Raw genomic sequence first — 17,351 nt, 5'->3', positions numbered from 1 at the left:
GCTTATAGGACATGGGATTTCGGGAGTTGGCCGATCCTTCATGTTCTCCTCAAGCGGTGCGTCATAGCGATGGAAAACAAAAACATTATGGGCATACCCGCCCTTTTGACGGAGCGCATGATGAACAGATAAAATGCCTAATTTTTTCGCTTTGCGGAGCATACGTTCGAAAGTGGAGCGGGAAATGCCACCTCTTTCTTTATGGGATGCGGAAACAAGCGTGCCAATTTTCGCATTGCACACACCAATCACTTTCACGCTATACTTTGTCAGCTGATGAAACGCGATCAACTCGCTTTTTGAAAACGCCGTTCGATGGTCATCAAGAAACCGCCAAATATGCTCGTTGAATTCCTTCACCGTTTTAAACTCGCTTAATAGCTTATACTTTTCAATGTATCCGGACTTCATCGCCATCTTCCTCCCTATATAATTTCTCAACCGATAAATAAAGTTTTAGGAAGAAAAAGAGGCATCGTTCGATAGATTCTTGTAGACGTACTTCCAACTATTTACTGGCCTTTGAATCGCTGAAAAACTATCAAAGTATTTAAATTTGTAAATATTAGTGATACACTAGAATTAGGGTAATTGATACAGAAAAGGTGTATGACTAGTTGAGCCCTGTCTTGCTGTTAGACTTAAGCAGGAGCGCCTACATCCTTTCTGCAAATCTAAAAGTAGAAGGACGGACGGTAAACATGAGTAACAGACAAACTGAAACAGACGTTATCTTAATTGGTGCCGGAGTCATGAGCGCGACTTTGGGATCGTTATTGAAAGAGTTAGCACCAGAGTGGGAAATCAAAGTATTTGAGAAACTCGCAAACCCGGGAGAAGAAAGCTCTAACGAATGGAATAATGCGGGTACGGGTCATGCTGCACTATGCGAACTTAACTACACCGTCGAAAAGCCGGACGGATCTATAGACGTTAGCAAAGCGATAAAAATCAATGAACAGTTTCAGCTTTCAAGACAGTTTTGGTCTTATCTTGTAAATAGCAATCTTATAAAGAGCCCGCAGGACTTTATTATGCCATTGCCTCATTTAAGTTTAGTGCAAGGGGAAAAAAATGTAGAGTTTTTGAAAAAACGATTTGAAGCGCTTTCGCAAAATCCACTGTTTCAAGGAATGGAATTTTCCGATGATCCGAAAAAATTAAAGGAATGGATTCCGCTCATTATGGAAGGACGCACATCCAATGAACCGATTGCGGCAACAAAAATCGATTCTGGAACGGACGTCAACTTCGGCGTTTTAACACGCATGTTATTTGACCATTTAAAAAATCAAAACGTTGAAATCAACTACAACTATCAAGTGAAAGATATTAAGCGCACGAGCGGTGGATTATGGGAAGTAAAAGTGCAAAATGCTAACGGTCATCTCGAATATCATACTGCAAAATTCGTCTTTATCGGTGCCGGTGGCGGCAGCCTGCCGTTACTTCAAAAAACGGGTATTCCTGAAAGCAAGCATATTGGAGGATTCCCGGTTAGCGGACTATTTTTAGTATGTAACAATGAAGAGGTTGTTAACCAGCATCATGCAAAAGTATACGGCAAAGCTGCAGTCGGGGCTCCGCCAATGTCTGTTCCGCATCTTGACACAAGATATATTGATAATAAAAAATCATTGTTATTTGGGCCGTTTGCCGGCTTCTCGCCAAAGTTCTTAAAAACGGGTTCAAACATGGATTTATTAAGTTCTGTAAAGCCAAGTAATGTCCTTACGATGTTAGCGGCTGGTGTGAAAAATATCCCATTAACAAAATACTTGATCCAGCAGCTGATGTTATCGAAAGAACAACGCATTGAGGAATTAAGGGAATTTGTTCCGAATGCTAAAAGCGAAGATTGGGATATTGTCGTAGCAGGCCAACGTGTACAAGTTATTAAAGATACAGAAGCAGGAAAAGGCACGCTCCAATTTGGCACGGAAGTCATTACCGGGGCGAATGGCACAATTGCTGCATTGCTTGGCGCTTCTCCGGGTGCTTCTACGGCTGTTCACGTCATGCTTGAAGTCATCGAAAAATGCTTCCCGCAACATATGAAAGAGTGGGAATCAAAAATTAAAGAAATGATACCTTCTTACGGCGTTCAACTTGCGGAAAATCCAGAGCTTTTCCGTGAAATTCATGCTTCCACAGCGAAGACGCTCGGCCTGAACGAAACCTTGCCGGTAGAAACAGAACACGATGCACGTGTAACGGCGAACTTTTAATGTTGCCTTTTGTAAAAATAGATCGATCGTATAACTCCATGTGTAAACATGGGGTTTTTTTTTCACAAAAAAGCCGGAAAGGGGGATTGCCTCTTTCCGGGTTAAAATGCCTTTTTACTTTGAACGTTTTGGACAGGTTTGCTGATAAGGAAATGTTTTTTATAAACGTCGTTTTTACGGGTTTTAGCTGTTGATTGAATATAGGTTTTATGGACATAGGGTGAAGTCATGGCAGAAAGCAGTGCCCCATAGTTCATGGAGAAGCGCACTTCATCTCCCGGCTTGAGGACGGTGCTCTTTGTATCGACGATGATATGGTCGCTGCTTGATCCGAGAACCTCAAATGGAAGATCGGGGGTAAGTCCCGAGACCAGTACGTCTTGCCGCCCCGCTCCAAGGATGGCCCTTCTCCGATTTCCACACTCTTTAAAGGAAACGAGTTCACCAAATGCATTTCTTCCAACATTACCGGCAGGAACGGATGGTTTCATTTTCGATTCAATCACTTCTGCAATAAAATGAAATGCATCAAGATGTAAAGAAGGAATGGCATCGCCCTCTGTCGTCTCACGGCCTAAAAAAATCGATTCTCCCAGTCGGATATGATTAACGGCTCCTCTGTTTTTCGTTTTTATGAGCCAATTGTAGTTGGCGGAATTGCCTCCCGAAACATAGGGAAGATTGAGGGAGAACTGCTCCTTAATTCTTTGAACGAAGCGGGAAAATTGGTTCATTTTTTGTTCCGTCGGTACAGCTCCTGCAAAACAGGCAAAATTAGTGCCGATTCCGACAATTTCAACACCGGAATAGTTGAGCACTTCACGGATGAAGTCAGGAGCATCTTTTAAAAGAACGCCTTCCCGCAAATCGCCCATTTCGACCATGATGATCATTTTGTGCCGTTTCCCTTGTCTCACTGCTTCTGCCGACAGCGCCCGAATGACATCAATTTCCGTATTCATGCTAATATCAGCGTATTGGACGACGTTTTCAATTTCGCTCATAAGAGGTGTGCGCAGTAATAGCAAGGTGGCGTTTAAATCAGCTTTTTTCAATTTTTCGAGGTTGGTAATTTTTGAATCGGCAAGACTCGCCACCCCGCTTTCAACTAAAGCCTTCGCTATTTTACAGTCGGCAGCCACCCCTTTTACAACCCCGGTGATTTCGATTCCTTTCTTCCCATATATCGTTTTTAACATTTTTGCATTATGCTTTATTTTTTCAAGGTTGATTTCAACTCTCGGAGACTGAACCATCAGGATACAACTGCCTTCTTTAAGGAAGGGAAGAAATCGATAATCGATTCAATCACTTTTTCACTGCCTGTTTTTAAGACGTCGGTGACCGGGAGACGGTATGTTTTCTCATATTCATTGATCGTCGCTATGATCTCTTCGTCTGTCATATTTTCATGGTTAAGTGTAATCGCAATGACCTTTGTATTTCCATAATGTTCAATCAGGCTAATTTCATCCTTCACGTCTGGCATTTGGACAAAAGGAAAATCCCCTAAAACTTTTCTTTTCGGAGGATGCTGCAGGATGACGGCGTGTGGCCTTGCCCCTTTTAAAATAGCACACGAGCTGGCATACGCCGGATGGCTTAGCGCGCCTTGCCCTTCCACAATAATAATGTCAGGCTGCTCGGTGTTGTTGGCCCGGAGGATTTCCCGCTCCAGCTCGCCAATCAAATATTGCAAAGGAAAAGCGTCCATCGCAAATCCGTAGGAAGCCCCTTGAATGAGCCCCGTTTGGCCGGTTGCGATGAATGCTGTTTTGTATCCTCTGTCTATGAGCCCTTTTTCAAGAACTTTTGCCGTTGTCCGTTTGCCGCAAGCTCCATCTGTCCCCAGTACAGTAATAATAGGCGTTGTAATGTTTAAAATTTCTCCAGTAAAGAGAGTCCACTCTTTTTTAGGCTTCGGTTTGCGGATATCATGAATGGTTACGCCGTATTGTCTTGCATAGCTCATCATTTCATCATCATCTGTCAAAAATTCCTGGAGAGGGTTGATAATGTTCATCCCAGCTTCCATCGCCTGGATGATGACTTTTCTTTCCGCCATTTTTAAAAAGGCATCAGCCGGTGCAATGCCAAGAATAAAGTCATCCGGCGTTTCTGTTGAATAAAGAACGGCTTCCTCCAGGTCTTTGCATATTGGAATTCCATTGAACTTATTGTCCAGGTAGGATCCGGCGTCCTGCCCGTGTTTCGTGCTGTCAATTACGGCAGTGATGACATAATTCCCCGGGTCGCGGATGAGCCCATTCGCTGTCTTCCCGTCCATAGAACCAAATTGATTTTCACAATAAATGATTGCCGACTTTTTCATCGTTATCCCTCCATTTACGTGTGAAATTTTGCTCAATGATAAAAAGAACACCTAATGGCTTTCTAGTAGTAGAGTGACAAGTCGTCATGTACTAAAGAAAAATAGCTGTTCATTAAGAAGTTATATGGATTTGGGCGGGACTGCGAAATGTGGGGATTCATGATGTAGTCTTCCAAAAATAATTATAAATAGGAGTGTCTGAAAAGGAAAGCAATTTACTTTCGGTTCTGTTTAAATGCATGCTTTCCGTGGAACGATCTGGACCGTCCATGCGGTTGAACCAGGGGCTCGTGCGGAAATCGTTAAGTTGCTAACAATAAGGAGAACGGATACACTATAGCTACTGAAACATTTAGTAAACAGGTAAATGAACAATGACCAGAACGATAGTAGAGAAACTCAACTTAACGAATAATTAAAACGAATATAAGGTGTTTGATCGTATTGGAAATTAAACAATTAGAGTCTTTTCTTGAAGTTACGCGTACCGGCAATTTTACGACTGCAGCTGAAAATTTGTTCATAACGCAGCCTGCCCTCAGCAGGATCATTAAATCTTTAGAGGACGAACTTGGCACTCCACTGTTCATAAGGACAAGAAAAAAGCTCGTCTTAACAGATGCAGGCCGCATTTTAAAAAAGCATGCTTTAAAAATTGTGAATCAGCTCCAACAATTGGATGCGGAACTTGATAAACTGTTCATGCTTAAAAATAGGCATGTGCGCATCGGTCTTCCCACCATTACTAGCACTATTTTTTTCTCAGAGCTCATCGCGTCCTTCCATCAAGAATTTCCAGAGGTGACATTTCAATTAGAAGAAGGCGGGTCAAAGCGGACGGAAGAGAAGGTGCTCAATGATTCATTGGATTTCGGAGTTGTCGTTCTTTCTGAAAAAAATGATAACCTCGACAGTTTTATGTTTGTCCATGAAAAATTAAAGCTCGTAGTTCCCTCATCCCATCCCCTTGCAGGGAAAAAGGAAGTGTCATTGCAAGAATTGAAAGAAGAGGGCTTTATCATGTTCAACCGGAATTTTGAGTTGAGGAACCTTATTATCAATGCTTGCAAAGAAGCCGGCTTTCAACCGAAAATCATTTCGGAAACCTCTCAATTAGAATTTATTCAAGATATGGTTGCTTATAATATTGGCATCACTTTGCTGCCAGAAAGCACATGTTTGGAACTGGAGGATGCGTTTCAAACGGTGACCGTTACCCATCCGGCAATCGAATGGAATCTGGCCATGATTTGGAGAAAAGACGCAAATTTATCCCAGGTGGAGAAGGAATTTATTCGATTTGCAAAAGTAAAGCTTCAGGCAGCAAATCCCTATCCAGATTGATGTACGATAGAAGGCTTTCCCTTTTAAGGGAAGGCCTTTGATTTTGTTTTGGATAAAGAGCGCTTACATGCGGTTTTGTTATGAAAGGCATGTGGGATTGGCATTGTATTCTTCCAATCAAGTTACCTTATAATTCACTTGTGAAAATTTTAATGCAGATGCAATGGCAAATGCATTTTATATAAAGGTGATCATGATGGAAGCAAAAAAAGTGAAGGAAACACGCGTTGTTCAAACCGACCAGGTACTTACCAATGATTTGAACAACTACCATACATTATTTGGCGGAGTCTTAATGAAAAAGATGGATGCATGTGCAACACTTTCCGCCCGCAGACATTCACGGGTGAAGGAATGTGTCACGGCATCGACAGACTCTGTTAATTTCCTTGAACCGATCCGGGTGAGCGATTCGGTTTGCATTGAATCATTTGTCAGCTATACAGGCAAAAAATCAATGGAGATTTTCTGCAAGGTGATTGCGGAAGATCTTGAAACCGGGGAACGGAGAATTGCAGCGACAGCATTTTTGACGTTTGTTCCTCTCGATCAAAATAAAAGGCCGCTACCGGTAGCACCTGTTATTCCGGAAACGGAGGAAGAAAGATATCTGTACGAAACGGGGAAAGAACGCGAGCGGATTCGCAAGTTGAAAAGACAGCAAAATAAAGAGCTCGTGTCCAAACTTTCACTAAAAAAACCATGGGATTAATACGAATTAAAAGGAGAGATTGAGCATGCTGATCGCATCAAGTTACGATGAATTGAAAAATGCACAATTGGCGATTGAGAAGTTAAATTCAAGAAAGCCATCCATTCATAAGAAATTTTTAAATATTATTCGTCTGACTCGCCAATTACAGTTTGGATACCAATTTATGGGGTCTTTATTAATGGATGAAGAGCCGGGCAAATTTCAGCCGAGGTGCCAGGATGATTATGTGTTGTCGATCTATCGCCAGGAAATCGAAAAGTTAAAGGCAGATGAGAGATTCTCGGAATTAAAACAATTGCTCGACTCGTATAAACAAATTAGTTACGCAAATATTAGCAAGCTGGCATTAGGGGAGGAACCAGCGGCATTGGTTGGTCCAACTGTCATCCATTAAAAGACGAAGGAACGAATGATACTCATATAAAATAGTTTTATTGAATCTTGACAATCTTTGTATCAATTGATAAGGTTATAAAAAAATATTTCTTATCCAGAGAGGTGGAGGGACTGGCCTTATGAAACCTCAGCAACAGGTCTGCTTTTAGACACTGTGCTAATTCCAGCGGGTGATGATCCTGATAGATAAGAGCATACGTTTTTTATTTGTCAGCAGCGCACTCTTAGCAGGGTGCGTTTTTGTTTTTTCTGGATAGAAACGTAAGGAGAGTAGGAATGGAGAACAAAAATAAACAACGAGAATTTCAAAGAAAAATGAAAACGCGCCACTTAGTTATGCTTTCGCTTGGCGGGGTAATTGGAACTGGATTGTTTTTAAGCTCGGGCTACACGATTCAGCAAGCTGGACCGTTTGGCACGATTCTTTCCTACTTGATTGGTGCGCTGGTCGTCTATCTAGTCATGCTATGTTTAGGGGAGCTTTCTGTTCATATGCCCGAAACGGGTTCATTTCATAGCTATGCCGCCAAATACATTGGACCGGGAACAGGATATACAGTGGCCTGGCTCTATTGGCTAACCTGGACCGTCGCCTTAGGTTCAGAATTCACCGCTGCTGGATTGCTTATGCAAAGATGGTTTCCATTCATCAATGTCTGGGTATGGAGCGCATTTTTTGCCATTTTAATCTTTGTATTGAATGTGCTCACGGTTAAATTTTTTGCTGAATCTGAATTCTGGTTCGCATCGGTCAAAGTAGTGGCCATTGTAATATTTATCGTTTTAGGGGCGGCGGCGATGGCCGGCCTTCTTCCAATGGCCCATTCAGAATCGGCCCCGCTCTTTTCTAATTTTAATCAAGCGGGTCTATTTCCTCATGGCGCTTTTAGCCTGATCATGACAATGCTCGCAGTTAATTTCGCTTTTTCTGGAACGGAATTGATAGGGATTGCAGCTGGTGAAACAGCAAATCCAGAAAAAACGATACCGAAGGCGATACGCACGACCTTGTGGAGATTGATCATCTTTTTTGTAGGAACAATCGTTGTATTATCCGCATTATTGCCTGTTTCCGATGCAGGAGTGGCCAAGAGCCCTTTTGTCGCGGTCCTTGAACGAATTGGCGTGCCTTATTCAGCGGACATTATGAACTTTGTCATATTGACTGCCATTTTATCCGCTGCAAACTCGGGCCTTTACGCCTCCTCCAGAATGCTTTGGTCACTGGCAAACAAGAACACGATATCTCCATTTTTCGCAAAATTGACAAAACGAGGCGTTCCTATCAATGCGGTCATTTTCAGCATGTTAGGCGGGGCTTTGGCTTTATTGTCAAGCATTGTTGCACCAGATACTGTGTACATCGTGCTTGTCTCCATTTCGGGTTTGGCAGTGGTTGCAGTTTGGATGAGCATCAGTGCTTCACAGTTTCTATTTCGCAGGCAATATATTAAAGAAGGGAAGTCCGTAAAGGATTTGGCCTATCGAGCTTACACAATCTTTAAAGAAAAGGGGCGCGGATTATGCCAAACAAAATTAACCCGATTGATGCTATCATATCTCAATATCGAATGATGATCCTTGATGGAGCTTTAGCCACAGAACTGGAGTCACATGGATGCAGTTTGGACGACCCCCTATGGTCTGCGCGTGTATTGCTTGAAAATCCAGAATTGATCTATCAAGTTCATTCTGACTATTTCCGTGCCGGGGCAGACTGTGCCATCACGGCAAGCTACCAGGCGACGATTGATGGTTTTTCCGGGCAGGGGATTCAAGAGAAAGACGCTATGGAGTTGATTAAGCAAACAGTGTGGCTCGCTCAAAAAGCAAGAGACGATTTTTGGGAGGAACATGCACAAAGCAACAGGCCGAAGCCGTTAGTTGCCGCATCCGTTGGACCTTATGGGGCTTATCTTGCGGATGGTTCAGAGTATGTAGGCGATTATGGCGTGGAAGACGAAACATTGGCGGAATTTCACCGTCTAAGAATGTCTGCGTTGATTGAAGCGGGTGCCGATTTATTAGCATTTGAAACGATCCCTTCCTTCCAAGAAGCAAACGTTTTAGATGCTTTATTGCGGGATTTTCCAGACGCGTATGCCTGGCTTTCTTTTTCTTTGAAAAATGAGAAGGAGATAAGCGATGGGACTGCGCTTGCGGAATGTGCGCGGGTGTTTGACAATAGCAAGCAAATTATCGCAATTGGCGTGAATTGCGCGCCAGCGGCGGTTGTAACTGGAGCCATCAAAGAATTGAGCGCAAACACAAATAAGCCGATTATCGTTTATCCGAACTCCGGGGAAACCTACAATCCGGAAACAAAGACATGGCATGGGCAAGAATCTTGCAACGAATTCGAAATAAAATCTGAAGAATGGTACCATGCGGGGGCTAAGATAATAGGAGGATGCTGCAGAACAACTCCTCGCCATATCAGGGAGCTTTCAAAGAAATGGCGGAATTCCAGCGTTATGCCTTAAAATGGACGCTTCATTGCTCTCTGGTGATTATCGCTGTGGCTTTTGTAACAAGTGCTTTTCATTAATTTCGCATAACAATGAAGCCTCCATATTCAGAGTCATTCTGAATACGGAGGCTTCGACTATTTTGTTAGAATCTATAGCCTATTGTTTTTTCGTAATCATCTTAACAATCAGCTTCGCCACGTTGTAAACAGTATTCAGCCTCGTATCATTTAAAAATTGGGATGCCAACAGCGGATCGATATAATTAACAAATGCTTTAAAATGGTAATCACCTACTTCCGGAAGAATCTTCCAAAAAAGGACCGGCCAAAAGGCAAAGAACACCTTTTGATACCAGTCTCTTCCCCTTCACAGCGGGAGCTTTTTCACTACATTGGCTCGTATAAATCAGCATAAAATTTCTTCCAGGCGCGCAGTTCTTGATGGGTCCCTTGTTCGATCACCGTACCTTGATACTTTCTTCACCGGAAAACATATTGAAATATTTATTTAATATTCAGTCAGGTCAAAGTGTTCTGAAACTAGCTTTTCTTCTCTCACCTGGTAAATCGGTAATGCTGATCTTTCACCGTATGGCATGCACTCACCGATAAGATATCAATACTCTCTTTTCCGGACGGCTCCAAATGGGCTTCATCCTGTAAAGTTCACCGTCATGATGCAAGCAAAATTATTTTTTCATGGTACATGAATGGCTCTATCGTTCCGTAAAATCTTCTTTACACACCAATCGGCCGTTTACCAACGATGGCCACTCGTTCCCCTATTCTCACGTTTGGATAATAATCAGCGACTGCATAATGCTGCGTGGCAAAATTATCCCAAAATGCGATGGAATTGTCTTCCCATTTAAATCTTACCTGGTATTCTGGAATATGAATCTGCTGGAACAGAAACTGGAGCAGTTCCTCACTTTCCGCCTCATCAAGTCCAACAATTTTAACGGTAAAATCCTGGTTGACAAATAACGTCTTTCTCCCCGTATCCGGGTGTTTAATCACTACAGGGTGCTCTGCAACTGGATATTCTCTTTGCCAATAGGCTAACTGTTCTTCGTTTAGTTGGTGACCAAACACATGGGTAAAATCATGAATAGCTGTCAAACCATTAATCCGCTCTTTGATTTTATCTGGTAAATTATCATAGACAGCTGCCGTATCCGCCCATAGTGTATCGCCTCCCAATGGAGGAGTTTTACTCACCCTGAGGATAGAGGCACGGGCCGGCGTTTGCCGGAATGTGACATCATTATGCCAAATGTTTTCATAACTTGTAGCTGTTTTTCCTTTCGTAAATCGGACAATTTCTGGTAAATCGCCTTCTGGAAGGAAAGGATGGACTTCCAGTTCTCCCCAATTCCGGCCGAAAGCAATATGTTGTTCACTTGTAATTTCTTGGTTTCGGAAGAAAAGGACCTTCCACTCCAGCAAGGCACGGTGCAGCTCATTTTTCACTTCCGCAGTAAGGGGATTTCGCAAATCGATTCCTGAAATTTCTGCCCCAATCAGAGGACTTAATGGCTTCACTTGAAACAAGCTGTATGGTTTTGCTTCCACCCCTTCGGGAAGACGGCGTAGAATCCGAGTCCCTGTATAACGATTACGGGAAATGGCCAATGGACGGGAAGCATCAACAACATTCACTTCAGTCATTTGTTTTTCTCCTCTCTAATGAACGTAAATGATATAAAATTTTTAAGCAGACATGATTACTGAGGATTGCGTATGATAGAAAGCAAGTATTCACGGAAATAAGTAAATTCCTTTGACTGTTCAATCTGCTGCGGTGGATCATTTTTTTTCGCTAAAGGGTTAGGAATATCAAGTGCAATTCTCCCGGGGGCTGGATGCATAATGACAATTCGGGTTCCCAGCAGGAGAGCTTCATGCACGTCGTGAGTAATAAAAAAGATCGATTTTTTTGTCCGTTTCCAAATTTCTTTGAGATGGCTTTGCATGGACTTACGGGTCAATGCATCCAGGGCGCTAAATGGCTCATCCATTAAAATGATCTTTGGATCCGCAGCCAAAGTCCGGGCAATGGAGGCCCTTTGTTTCATACCTCCTGAAAGTTGATGCGGCAACCTCTTGGCAGAAGACTCTAGTCCTACCAGTTGTATATAATGGGAAGCAATTCTCTTCCGTTCCGCTTTCGAAACGGATTTCATTCTTAACCCAAATGCAATGTTCTTTTCAATTGTGAGCCATGGAAATAAGTTGGGGGCTTGAAAAACGACACCGACATCGGGATTTGGTTTCTTATGCAGCTTGCCGCCAACCGTTACTTCACCGGATGCCGGTTGGCAAAATCCGGCCAATACATGAAGGAGTGATGATTTCCCGCACCCCGATGCACCAAGTACGCAAACAAAATCATTTCGGTACACTTTAAGATTAATAGCTTTTAACACATGGAACTCTTCATAAAATAAATGGACGTTCTTTGTCTCGATGACTGTTTCATTTGTTGGCACTTTCTCCTCAACTTCGTCTGAAATGGGCAAGGACATACGTATCCTCCTTTCTACTTTAGTAAACCTTGCTGATAACTTTTTAAATCGGGAGATGATGGGATGGCTTTCTGTTTAACCATGAAATCACCAGTATCCTTTAATACTTTGGCGAGTTCTCCATTCTGCCCGGCATCCCCAATATATTTTTTCTGCTGTGAGGCATCCAGCCAGAGGATTTGCTGCATGGTTTTTAAACTATCCTGAGGAGGCAGTCCTAACTCTTTGGAAAGCAGCTGGGAAGATTCCTTCGGTTTATCCCGGTAATAATGGACCGCTTCATTTAAAACCTCGATATATTGTTTAACAAAGCCAGGATATTTTTTTGCAAAATCTTTTTGGACAATGCCTAAATCTGCTGTAATAACCCCTTTATCTGCCAGGTTCTTCGAAGATATGATTACTTTGCCTCCTTCATTCACAAGCTTCGCCTGTGTTGGCTGCCACATATAGGCACCATCGATGTCATTTCTTTTCCAAGCTGCATAAATATCAGTTGGGAGCATATCTAAAATCGTGATCTTTTCTTTCACTGGATCAATTCCTTCTGATTTCAGAGCACCCAGCAAACTGTAATGGGAAGTGGAACTAAAAGTGGTTGCAATTTTTTTCCCCTTGAGGTCTTTTATGGATTGAATGCCTGATCCATTTTTTACAACTAATGCTTCACTCTCGGCAATGATATCGTGCACATTGTAAACTTGATAAGGCAATCCTTTGGCAATTCCGATGGAGGCAGGCGGCGTTCCGACATTTCCAAAGTCTATACTGCCGCTTGCCATCGCGTTGTTCACATCTCTTCCTGACTCAAACGGAATCCATTTCACTTTTATTTCCGGATATTTTTTCTCTAATAACCCAAGAGCTTTTGCCAATAGCTCTCCGCTTGGAGAAACCTGATATCCGATGCGTACCTCTTGCGGCAGTGATGAATTCTTTTCGGAGCTGGATGCTGTTTTTTGCTTAGAGCAGGCAGCCAATGAACCAATCAGCATGACTGATACAATCGTTAGTAAGAATAAGCTTGCTTTTTTCCGTAAAAACATTTCGTTAAGCCTCCTTTAAACGTTATTATTCTTGCGTTCCCGCCCATGAAAACTTGTAACGTTGAACAAGTCGAATCAATGCATCCATGATCATGGCTATCCCGCCCATGATGATGATTCCGACAAAAATAATATCGCTTCGCAAGTATTTACTAGCATCAAGGACCATCCAGCCAATTCCGGAAGTGGCCGCAACCATTTCCGCCGCCACCAGTGTGGCATATGCAACACCAACAGCTGTTCTTAAACCCGTGATAATATCAGGCAAGCAGCCAGGAAAGATAACAAAGACGAGTACTTTCCATTTAGATGCTCCTAATGAGAGAGCCCCATTGATTAGATCTTGAGGAACCTTTTGAACACTGAATACAGTAGCAATAAACAGCGGTGCAAATGCACTAAGATAAAGCAGTGCTATTTTTGAAGTATCATCAATACCTAACCAAAGGACTAATAAGGCATAGTATGCTAATGGCGGAAGCGGCCGGTAAAACTCAATCAATGGATCAAAAATGGCGCGGATATATTTCGAGTACCCACATAGCACCCCAAGAGGTACAGCAGTCATAAATACGATCAGCAGGGAGATGAACAACCGATAGAGGCTGCTAAGGATATGTGTTCCTAAAGATGAACCCTTATAGCCGTCTTTGACCAGTTCTACGAATGCACTCCATACTGAATGCGGAGAAGGCAAAAACAACGGATCGATCCATTGAAAGCTTGTAACCGCCGTCCATAGCAAGATTAAGACAATAATAGTACCAGCCGAAACCCACCTGGTTGAAATCACCACCTTTTTGTCATTTGTAACTAAATCAATTTGTCTTGACACTGATACTCATCTCCTTTCGCTTCAAGGATGTAATACGGAAAAAGATCCTAAAAAGGAAACAAAAAAGGCCCTACAACATACATGATCTGTACTGATCGTGTATGCTTAGGGCCTCCAGTTTATCTGGTCAGTTAATACTTATAATTCCTATAGGTTAACTATGAAATTAGTTTAACAATAGCCGGTTATTTTTGTCAATAATTTTTTCCTTTTTAGAAGAACATGACTATTTATATCTAACAGCAGCAAATGCTAATTCGGGCCTAGTGCCCCTTCTAGAAAAATAGTTTGAATTTCAGGACTGGCGAACATTCGTTATTTTAAGAACACTCGTTAGATCTGTGAAATGAGGAAAAACAATCACGAATCGTTACATGATTTAAAATGATTTCGTTCTCAGACCATAAGTGCTCTTATTTGGACAATAAATCATCCGGTTTAGACAATAACATCTTACGTTTGGACAATAAGTGAAAAAAATACTCCTTTTATTGTCCGACTGAGGCCATTTATTGTCCGATAGTATCTATTTATTATCGGAAATCCACTGTTTATTGTCCAAATGCCATGGAAATAGCACCACACTGAAGAAATTTGATCCTGTTTTTTGCTTCTAATTTTTTTAACAGGCGAAAATGGATTCTTGAAAATAAGAACTTTCTTAGCTGAAAGGGCACTAGAAAAACATTTAAGGATGATCATTTCCATGAAATGTTGGCGAGAGTAAAAGGGAAAGGGGAAAGGCTCTAATGAAAATCAAGGAAATTTTAGAGTTAACGCAAAGTAAGAAATTGGCTGAAATTGCCAAGGAACACTTAGAGTTTGGAGAAAAGAAAGCAAAAGAAGCATTAAAGCAAAAAATTCATACCTTATTTTACTTTATTTTTTAATTTTTGTATGGTTAAACTTATAAAATATTAAGAAGAAGGAGTATATTTATGGAAGAGGTTACATTAGAAGATAATATTGCGAAGTTGAAACATAAATATAAAATGTCTGACGAGTTAATAGATAAGATTTTATTTTCAAATTCGGATTCGGATTATTTGCATCCAATAAACATCAGTACCTTATTAGCACTTATAGATGTTGTCGATGAAACAGAAAGATTATGTATAATTATTGAGACGATGCATACAAACTTAGGAATGAGTTATGAGACGTTGGCTTCTTTTGGTGAAATAGACACAGAAGAATTGAAAAGATTTTTGCAGAAACCAGAAACTTTAACTGAAAAGAAAAAATTTGTGTTAGCTGTTAGAATATTGTTCATGCACTTTGTTTTAAAAGAAAAATATACTGTTGAAACTAATTGTGATTTTATAAATGACTAGTTACTACATCCTCTATTTAAAATCATCTACCCAAAATCGATTAGGATTGGCTACGCCTCCATGCTAAAATAAGAAATAACACGAGACCGCCTTTAAAAGGGCGGTTTTCAATCCTAATTAGGTAAAGGCAGCATCCCATCGTTTTGCCGCCCGAGAATGTACATACTTTACCCCTAAAAGCTAAGGCTGTAAAGAAACCAGAAACCCAGATTTCCAACTTTCCAATAAAACATAAAGTAAACAAAAAAACAAACCAGTAAATAAACATTTTGGAAAAGCAACAAACCAAAAATCCATAAATGTGCTTACCCCTATAACCGTTTCTTAAGAAACGTGAATTCCTCCTTTAGATTTGGTAATAGATAATAATGGGCATGTCACCCCTCCTGATTGAATTTCTTTTTTGATTTAGGGGGAACGACATCATCAAAAAAGTCCGTCGTATAAAGCTTCCATTCCCCATTTTCTTTTATCCATTCCGTCCAGTATATTGCTGCTTCGTTATGGAAATTTTTATTTGTCCAAATGAAAATTTTAATTGTGCCCGTTTCCTCGTCTTTAATACTTTTTTCACTTGGTAATCCTCTAACCACCCCTGTACCGGGTCACCAAGATATTTAGCACCTGTTAACCCTTTGATTTCGGTTCCATATTTGAAATCTGTTTCTAATGTTTCCCTGGATAATTTAAATTGATTTTGCTGAAATTCGTTTGTCATAAATCTTTTAACAAACATGTTCAATTGCTTTGATTCTACAGGTTGTCCTTTTTTAAAAAATTCATATACTTGAAGCGCCTTTTTCTCGACATCTTTTACATCATTTTCACTAATTTTTTCTTGAGGTGCTTCTTGTCTCGTCGTCTCTCCTCCCGCAGTTACTTCTTTAGTTTCTTTTGAAGCAGAACGTTCACCAACAACGAAGGCAACCGCCCCAACAAGGGCGATTGCTTAAATAACAATAATCACATAAAGTCGTTTTATTTTCTTCTTTTCATCACTCATTTTTAACCTCCAAGGGCTTTTTTGGTCATCATTTTGTACATTGCGAATTTTCCAACACCACCGGCCGCATTAACCATTCCTCGTCCGGCGCCTGTAGAATAGATAAACTGGCGGAGCCAACCGGGGCCTTTCAACAAAACGAATATGAGACCACAGGCTTTTATGTAGTCACCTAACTCATTTCCTGCCGCGATCATATTAAAAATAAGCCATAGCCCTGTTACTTGAAAAGCTTGCATAAATACTACGGAACAGGCTTCGCGCCACCATGCCGGAAAGATGTTCATTTCGCCATTGACCATTGTAATAGACGCCGCCGGAGATAAAACAAGCAAGTACATCAATTCACCCTGACGGATGATATATTGAATGCAGAGAACTAAGGAGAACAACGGTTATTAATACCATTAACGTTAGGCTAAGGTTTCCACCTGGGGTTGGATTTAATAGTTTCATAAAGTGACTTCCATCGAGTTGTAACCCTTGATCGATAATAAATTTAACCCACAGGTTATTTATTTTTAATAGGACATCCGTTAATATCCAAGGGGTTGAACACGCAAATACCACTCCTAAAATCGAACGCCAGATAACTTCCGATGAACCCCGGCTTGCCCCACCTTGCATTTCCTCGAAATAGATTTTCAAGAGATTAAAAGCAAAGAGAGTGTCTGCAATTGTTGTAGCGAAAATAAACACCCAATCATACATTTGCTCTAAATACTTGTATTTTGAAAAATCAGTAGGATTTATTACATACAGATCAAGCCATTTCATTGCTACCCTTCCGAATTCCTTGGCTAATTCGTTCAACATGTCTTTAAAGCTGTCAACCGGATTAAAAATGCTCATTTCTTCACCCTCCTTAAATTAGTTCATTACTAACGAACATAAATTTGTACAGAGGATCCGGATTTTTGTAAGAGGGTTCTAAACAGTTATAAACATTGATTCGTTTCCATACGAGCGGAATTTTTCTCCTTAACTTGCTTTAACGTCGCTACGATAAGAAAGCTAACAATTACTAATAAGAGCCATGAACTCACCTTTCCTGGATGAACGAGACTCCATGATTCGGTTTGATTTGGATATTCCCAGGCTCCAAAGAACGTTGCAATAT

17 protein-coding genes, 2 pseudogenes and 1 riboswitch are annotated in these 17,351 nt (G+C 41.2%); of the genes and pseudogenes, 8 read left to right on the top strand and 11 right to left on the bottom strand.

Features of this window, described 5'->3' with window-relative positions:
• Window positions 1-411 (bottom strand): annotated as a pseudogene (locus H538_RS24220) (hypothetical protein); the annotation flags it as partial.
• A 248-nt stretch (window positions 412-659) separates the two neighbouring features.
• Here H538_RS24220 and H538_RS0116955 point away from each other — a divergent pair.
• Window positions 660-2,228, top strand: a complete 1,569-nt coding sequence (locus tag H538_RS0116955) for a malate:quinone oxidoreductase (RefSeq protein WP_281172200.1) — start codon at window positions 660-662, stop codon at window positions 2,226-2,228.
• 101 nt (window positions 2,229-2,329) lie between these two features.
• Here the strand turns inward: H538_RS0116955 and H538_RS0116950 are convergent, their stop codons facing one another.
• Together H538_RS0116950 and H538_RS0116945 are read right to left on the bottom strand one after the other, a co-directional pair.
• On the bottom strand, window positions 2,330-3,484 hold the full coding sequence (locus H538_RS0116950) for an alanine/ornithine racemase family PLP-dependent enzyme (RefSeq protein WP_026678614.1): 1,155 nt from the start codon (window positions 3,482-3,484) through the stop codon (window positions 2,330-2,332).
• Complete coding sequence (locus H538_RS0116945) at window positions 3,484-4,560, bottom strand: N-acetyltransferase DgcN family protein (protein ID WP_026678613.1); 1,077 nt, start codon at window positions 4,558-4,560, stop codon at window positions 3,484-3,486. Before H538_RS0116945 ends, H538_RS0116950 begins: the two co-directional genes overlap by 1 nt.
• Window positions 4,561-5,004: 444 nt before the next feature.
• On the opposite strand from H538_RS0116945, the gene H538_RS0116940 reads away from it, so the two are divergent.
• The 5 genes and pseudogenes from H538_RS0116940 (at window position 5,005) to mmuM (ending at window position 9,498) form a co-directional block, all read left to right on the top strand.
• The gene (locus H538_RS0116940) at window positions 5,005-5,904 is read left to right on the top strand and encodes a LysR family transcriptional regulator (protein ID WP_026678612.1); all 900 of its coding nucleotides are present in this window, start codon (window positions 5,005-5,007) and stop codon (window positions 5,902-5,904) included.
• A 196-nt stretch (window positions 5,905-6,100) separates the two neighbouring features.
• A complete protein-coding gene (locus H538_RS0116935; protein WP_026678611.1) occupies window positions 6,101-6,616 on the top strand; it encodes an acyl-CoA thioesterase in 516 nt (171 codons plus the stop codon).
• A 25-nt stretch (window positions 6,617-6,641) separates the two neighbouring features.
• On the top strand, window positions 6,642-7,013 hold the full coding sequence (locus tag H538_RS0116930; protein ID WP_026678610.1) for a hypothetical protein: 372 nt from the start codon (window positions 6,642-6,644) through the stop codon (window positions 7,011-7,013).
• Between the two features lie 89 nt (window positions 7,014-7,102).
• Window positions 7,103-7,208: riboswitch (SAM riboswitch) on the top strand.
• 83 nt (window positions 7,209-7,291) lie between these two features.
• A pseudogene (locus tag H538_RS24215) lies at window positions 7,292-8,503 on the top strand (amino acid permease); the annotation flags it as partial.
• Between the two features lie 35 nt (window positions 8,504-8,538).
• Window positions 8,539-9,498, top strand: a complete 960-nt coding sequence (gene mmuM / locus H538_RS0116920) for a homocysteine S-methyltransferase (protein ID WP_026678609.1) — start codon at window positions 8,539-8,541, stop codon at window positions 9,496-9,498.
• Window positions 9,499-10,223: 725 nt separating this feature from the next.
• On the opposite strand, the gene H538_RS0116910 is transcribed toward mmuM, so the two are convergent.
• Genes H538_RS0116910 through H538_RS0116895 form a run of 4 tightly spaced genes read right to left on the bottom strand, consistent with a single transcriptional unit; the run spans window position 10,224 to window position 13,855 of the window.
• Entirely contained in the window at window positions 10,224-11,156 is a 933-nt protein-coding gene (locus tag H538_RS0116910) for a TauD/TfdA dioxygenase family protein (protein WP_026678607.1), read from the bottom strand.
• Window positions 11,157-11,212: 56 nt separating this feature from the next.
• Entirely contained in the window at window positions 11,213-12,013 is an 801-nt protein-coding gene (locus H538_RS0116905) for an ABC transporter ATP-binding protein (RefSeq protein WP_035351306.1), read from the bottom strand.
• 14 nt (window positions 12,014-12,027) lie between these two features.
• Complete coding sequence (locus H538_RS0116900; RefSeq protein ID WP_026678605.1) at window positions 12,028-13,059, bottom strand: taurine ABC transporter substrate-binding protein; 1,032 nt, start codon at window positions 13,057-13,059, stop codon at window positions 12,028-12,030.
• Between the two features lie 25 nt (window positions 13,060-13,084).
• On the bottom strand, window positions 13,085-13,855 hold the full coding sequence (locus H538_RS0116895) for an ABC transporter permease subunit (RefSeq protein ID WP_035351309.1): 771 nt from the start codon (window positions 13,853-13,855) through the stop codon (window positions 13,085-13,087).
• Between the two features lie 788 nt (window positions 13,856-14,643).
• Between H538_RS0116895 and H538_RS26500 the strand changes: the two genes are divergently transcribed.
• Together H538_RS26500 and H538_RS0116885 are read left to right on the top strand one after the other, a co-directional pair.
• Window positions 14,644-14,784: a hypothetical protein gene (locus H538_RS26500; protein WP_154658007.1), complete on the top strand. Its 141-nt coding sequence runs from the start codon at window positions 14,644-14,646 to the stop codon at window positions 14,782-14,784.
• Between the two features lie 48 nt (window positions 14,785-14,832).
• Window positions 14,833-15,228 (top strand): HTH domain-containing protein, encoded by a 396-nt coding sequence (locus H538_RS0116885; protein WP_026678603.1) that lies wholly within the window; start codon window positions 14,833-14,835, stop codon window positions 15,226-15,228.
• A 469-nt stretch (window positions 15,229-15,697) separates the two neighbouring features.
• Here the strand turns inward: H538_RS0116885 and H538_RS0116880 are convergent, their stop codons facing one another.
• The 4 genes from H538_RS0116880 to H538_RS24205 form a co-directional block, all read right to left on the bottom strand.
• The gene (locus H538_RS0116880) at window positions 15,698-15,964 is read right to left on the bottom strand and encodes a hypothetical protein (protein ID WP_026678602.1); all 267 of its coding nucleotides are present in this window, start codon (window positions 15,962-15,964) and stop codon (window positions 15,698-15,700) included.
• Between the two features lie 269 nt (window positions 15,965-16,233).
• Window positions 16,234-16,572 carry a conjugal transfer protein TrbL family protein gene (locus H538_RS24210; protein ID WP_026678601.1) on the bottom strand — a complete coding sequence of 113 codons (339 nt, stop codon included), beginning with the start codon at window positions 16,570-16,572 and terminating at the stop codon, window positions 16,234-16,236.
• A gap of 4 nt (window positions 16,573-16,576) precedes the next feature.
• The gene (locus tag H538_RS25195; protein WP_026678600.1) at window positions 16,577-17,083 is read right to left on the bottom strand and encodes a hypothetical protein; all 507 of its coding nucleotides are present in this window, start codon (window positions 17,081-17,083) and stop codon (window positions 16,577-16,579) included.
• An 86-nt stretch (window positions 17,084-17,169) separates the two neighbouring features.
• A partial coding sequence (locus tag H538_RS24205; protein ID WP_035351303.1) for a DUF817 family protein occupies window positions 17,170-17,351 on the bottom strand: 182 nt, incomplete at its 5' end.

The sequence above is a fragment of the Fictibacillus gelatini DSM 15865 genome, from assembly GCF_000430745.1.
GTDB lineage: Bacteria > Bacillota > Bacilli > Bacillales > Fictibacillaceae > Fictibacillus_A > Fictibacillus_A gelatini.
The sequence above is the reverse complement of the archived record's forward strand: the minus strand, read 5'-3'. Positions and strand labels throughout refer to the sequence as shown.

Excerpts from the sequence above, each read along its gene's own strand:
- H538_RS0116950 (WP_026678614.1), bottom strand. The coding sequence starts at position 3,484 with ATGGTTCAGTCTCCGAGAGTTGAAATCAACCTTGAAAAAATAAAGCAT.
- H538_RS0116945 (WP_026678613.1), bottom strand. The coding sequence starts at position 4,560 with ATGAAAAAGTCGGCAATCATTTATTGTGAAAATCAATTTGGTTCTATG.
- H538_RS0116935 (WP_026678611.1), top strand. The coding sequence starts at position 6,101 with ATGGAAGCAAAAAAAGTGAAGGAAACACGCGTTGTTCAAACCGACCAG.
- H538_RS0116930 (WP_026678610.1), top strand. The coding sequence starts at position 6,642 with ATGCTGATCGCATCAAGTTACGATGAATTGAAAAATGCACAATTGGCG.
- mmuM (WP_026678609.1), top strand. The coding sequence starts at position 8,539 with ATGCCAAACAAAATTAACCCGATTGATGCTATCATATCTCAATATCGA.
- H538_RS0116910 (WP_026678607.1), bottom strand. The coding sequence starts at position 11,156 with ATGACTGAAGTGAATGTTGTTGATGCTTCCCGTCCATTGGCCATTTCC.
- H538_RS0116905 (WP_035351306.1), bottom strand. The coding sequence starts at position 12,013 with ATGTCCTTGCCCATTTCAGACGAAGTTGAGGAGAAAGTGCCAACAAAT.
- H538_RS0116900 (WP_026678605.1), bottom strand. The coding sequence starts at position 13,059 with ATGTTTTTACGGAAAAAAGCAAGCTTATTCTTACTAACGATTGTATCA.
- H538_RS26500 (WP_154658007.1), top strand. The coding sequence starts at position 14,644 with ATGAAAATCAAGGAAATTTTAGAGTTAACGCAAAGTAAGAAATTGGCT.
- H538_RS0116885 (WP_026678603.1), top strand. The coding sequence starts at position 14,833 with ATGGAAGAGGTTACATTAGAAGATAATATTGCGAAGTTGAAACATAAA.
- H538_RS0116880 (WP_026678602.1), bottom strand. The coding sequence starts at position 15,964 with ATGTTTGTTAAAAGATTTATGACAAACGAATTTCAGCAAAATCAATTT.
- H538_RS24210 (WP_026678601.1), bottom strand. The coding sequence starts at position 16,572 with ATGTACTTGCTTGTTTTATCTCCGGCGGCGTCTATTACAATGGTCAAT.
- H538_RS25195 (WP_026678600.1), bottom strand. The coding sequence starts at position 17,083 with ATGAGCATTTTTAATCCGGTTGACAGCTTTAAAGACATGTTGAACGAA.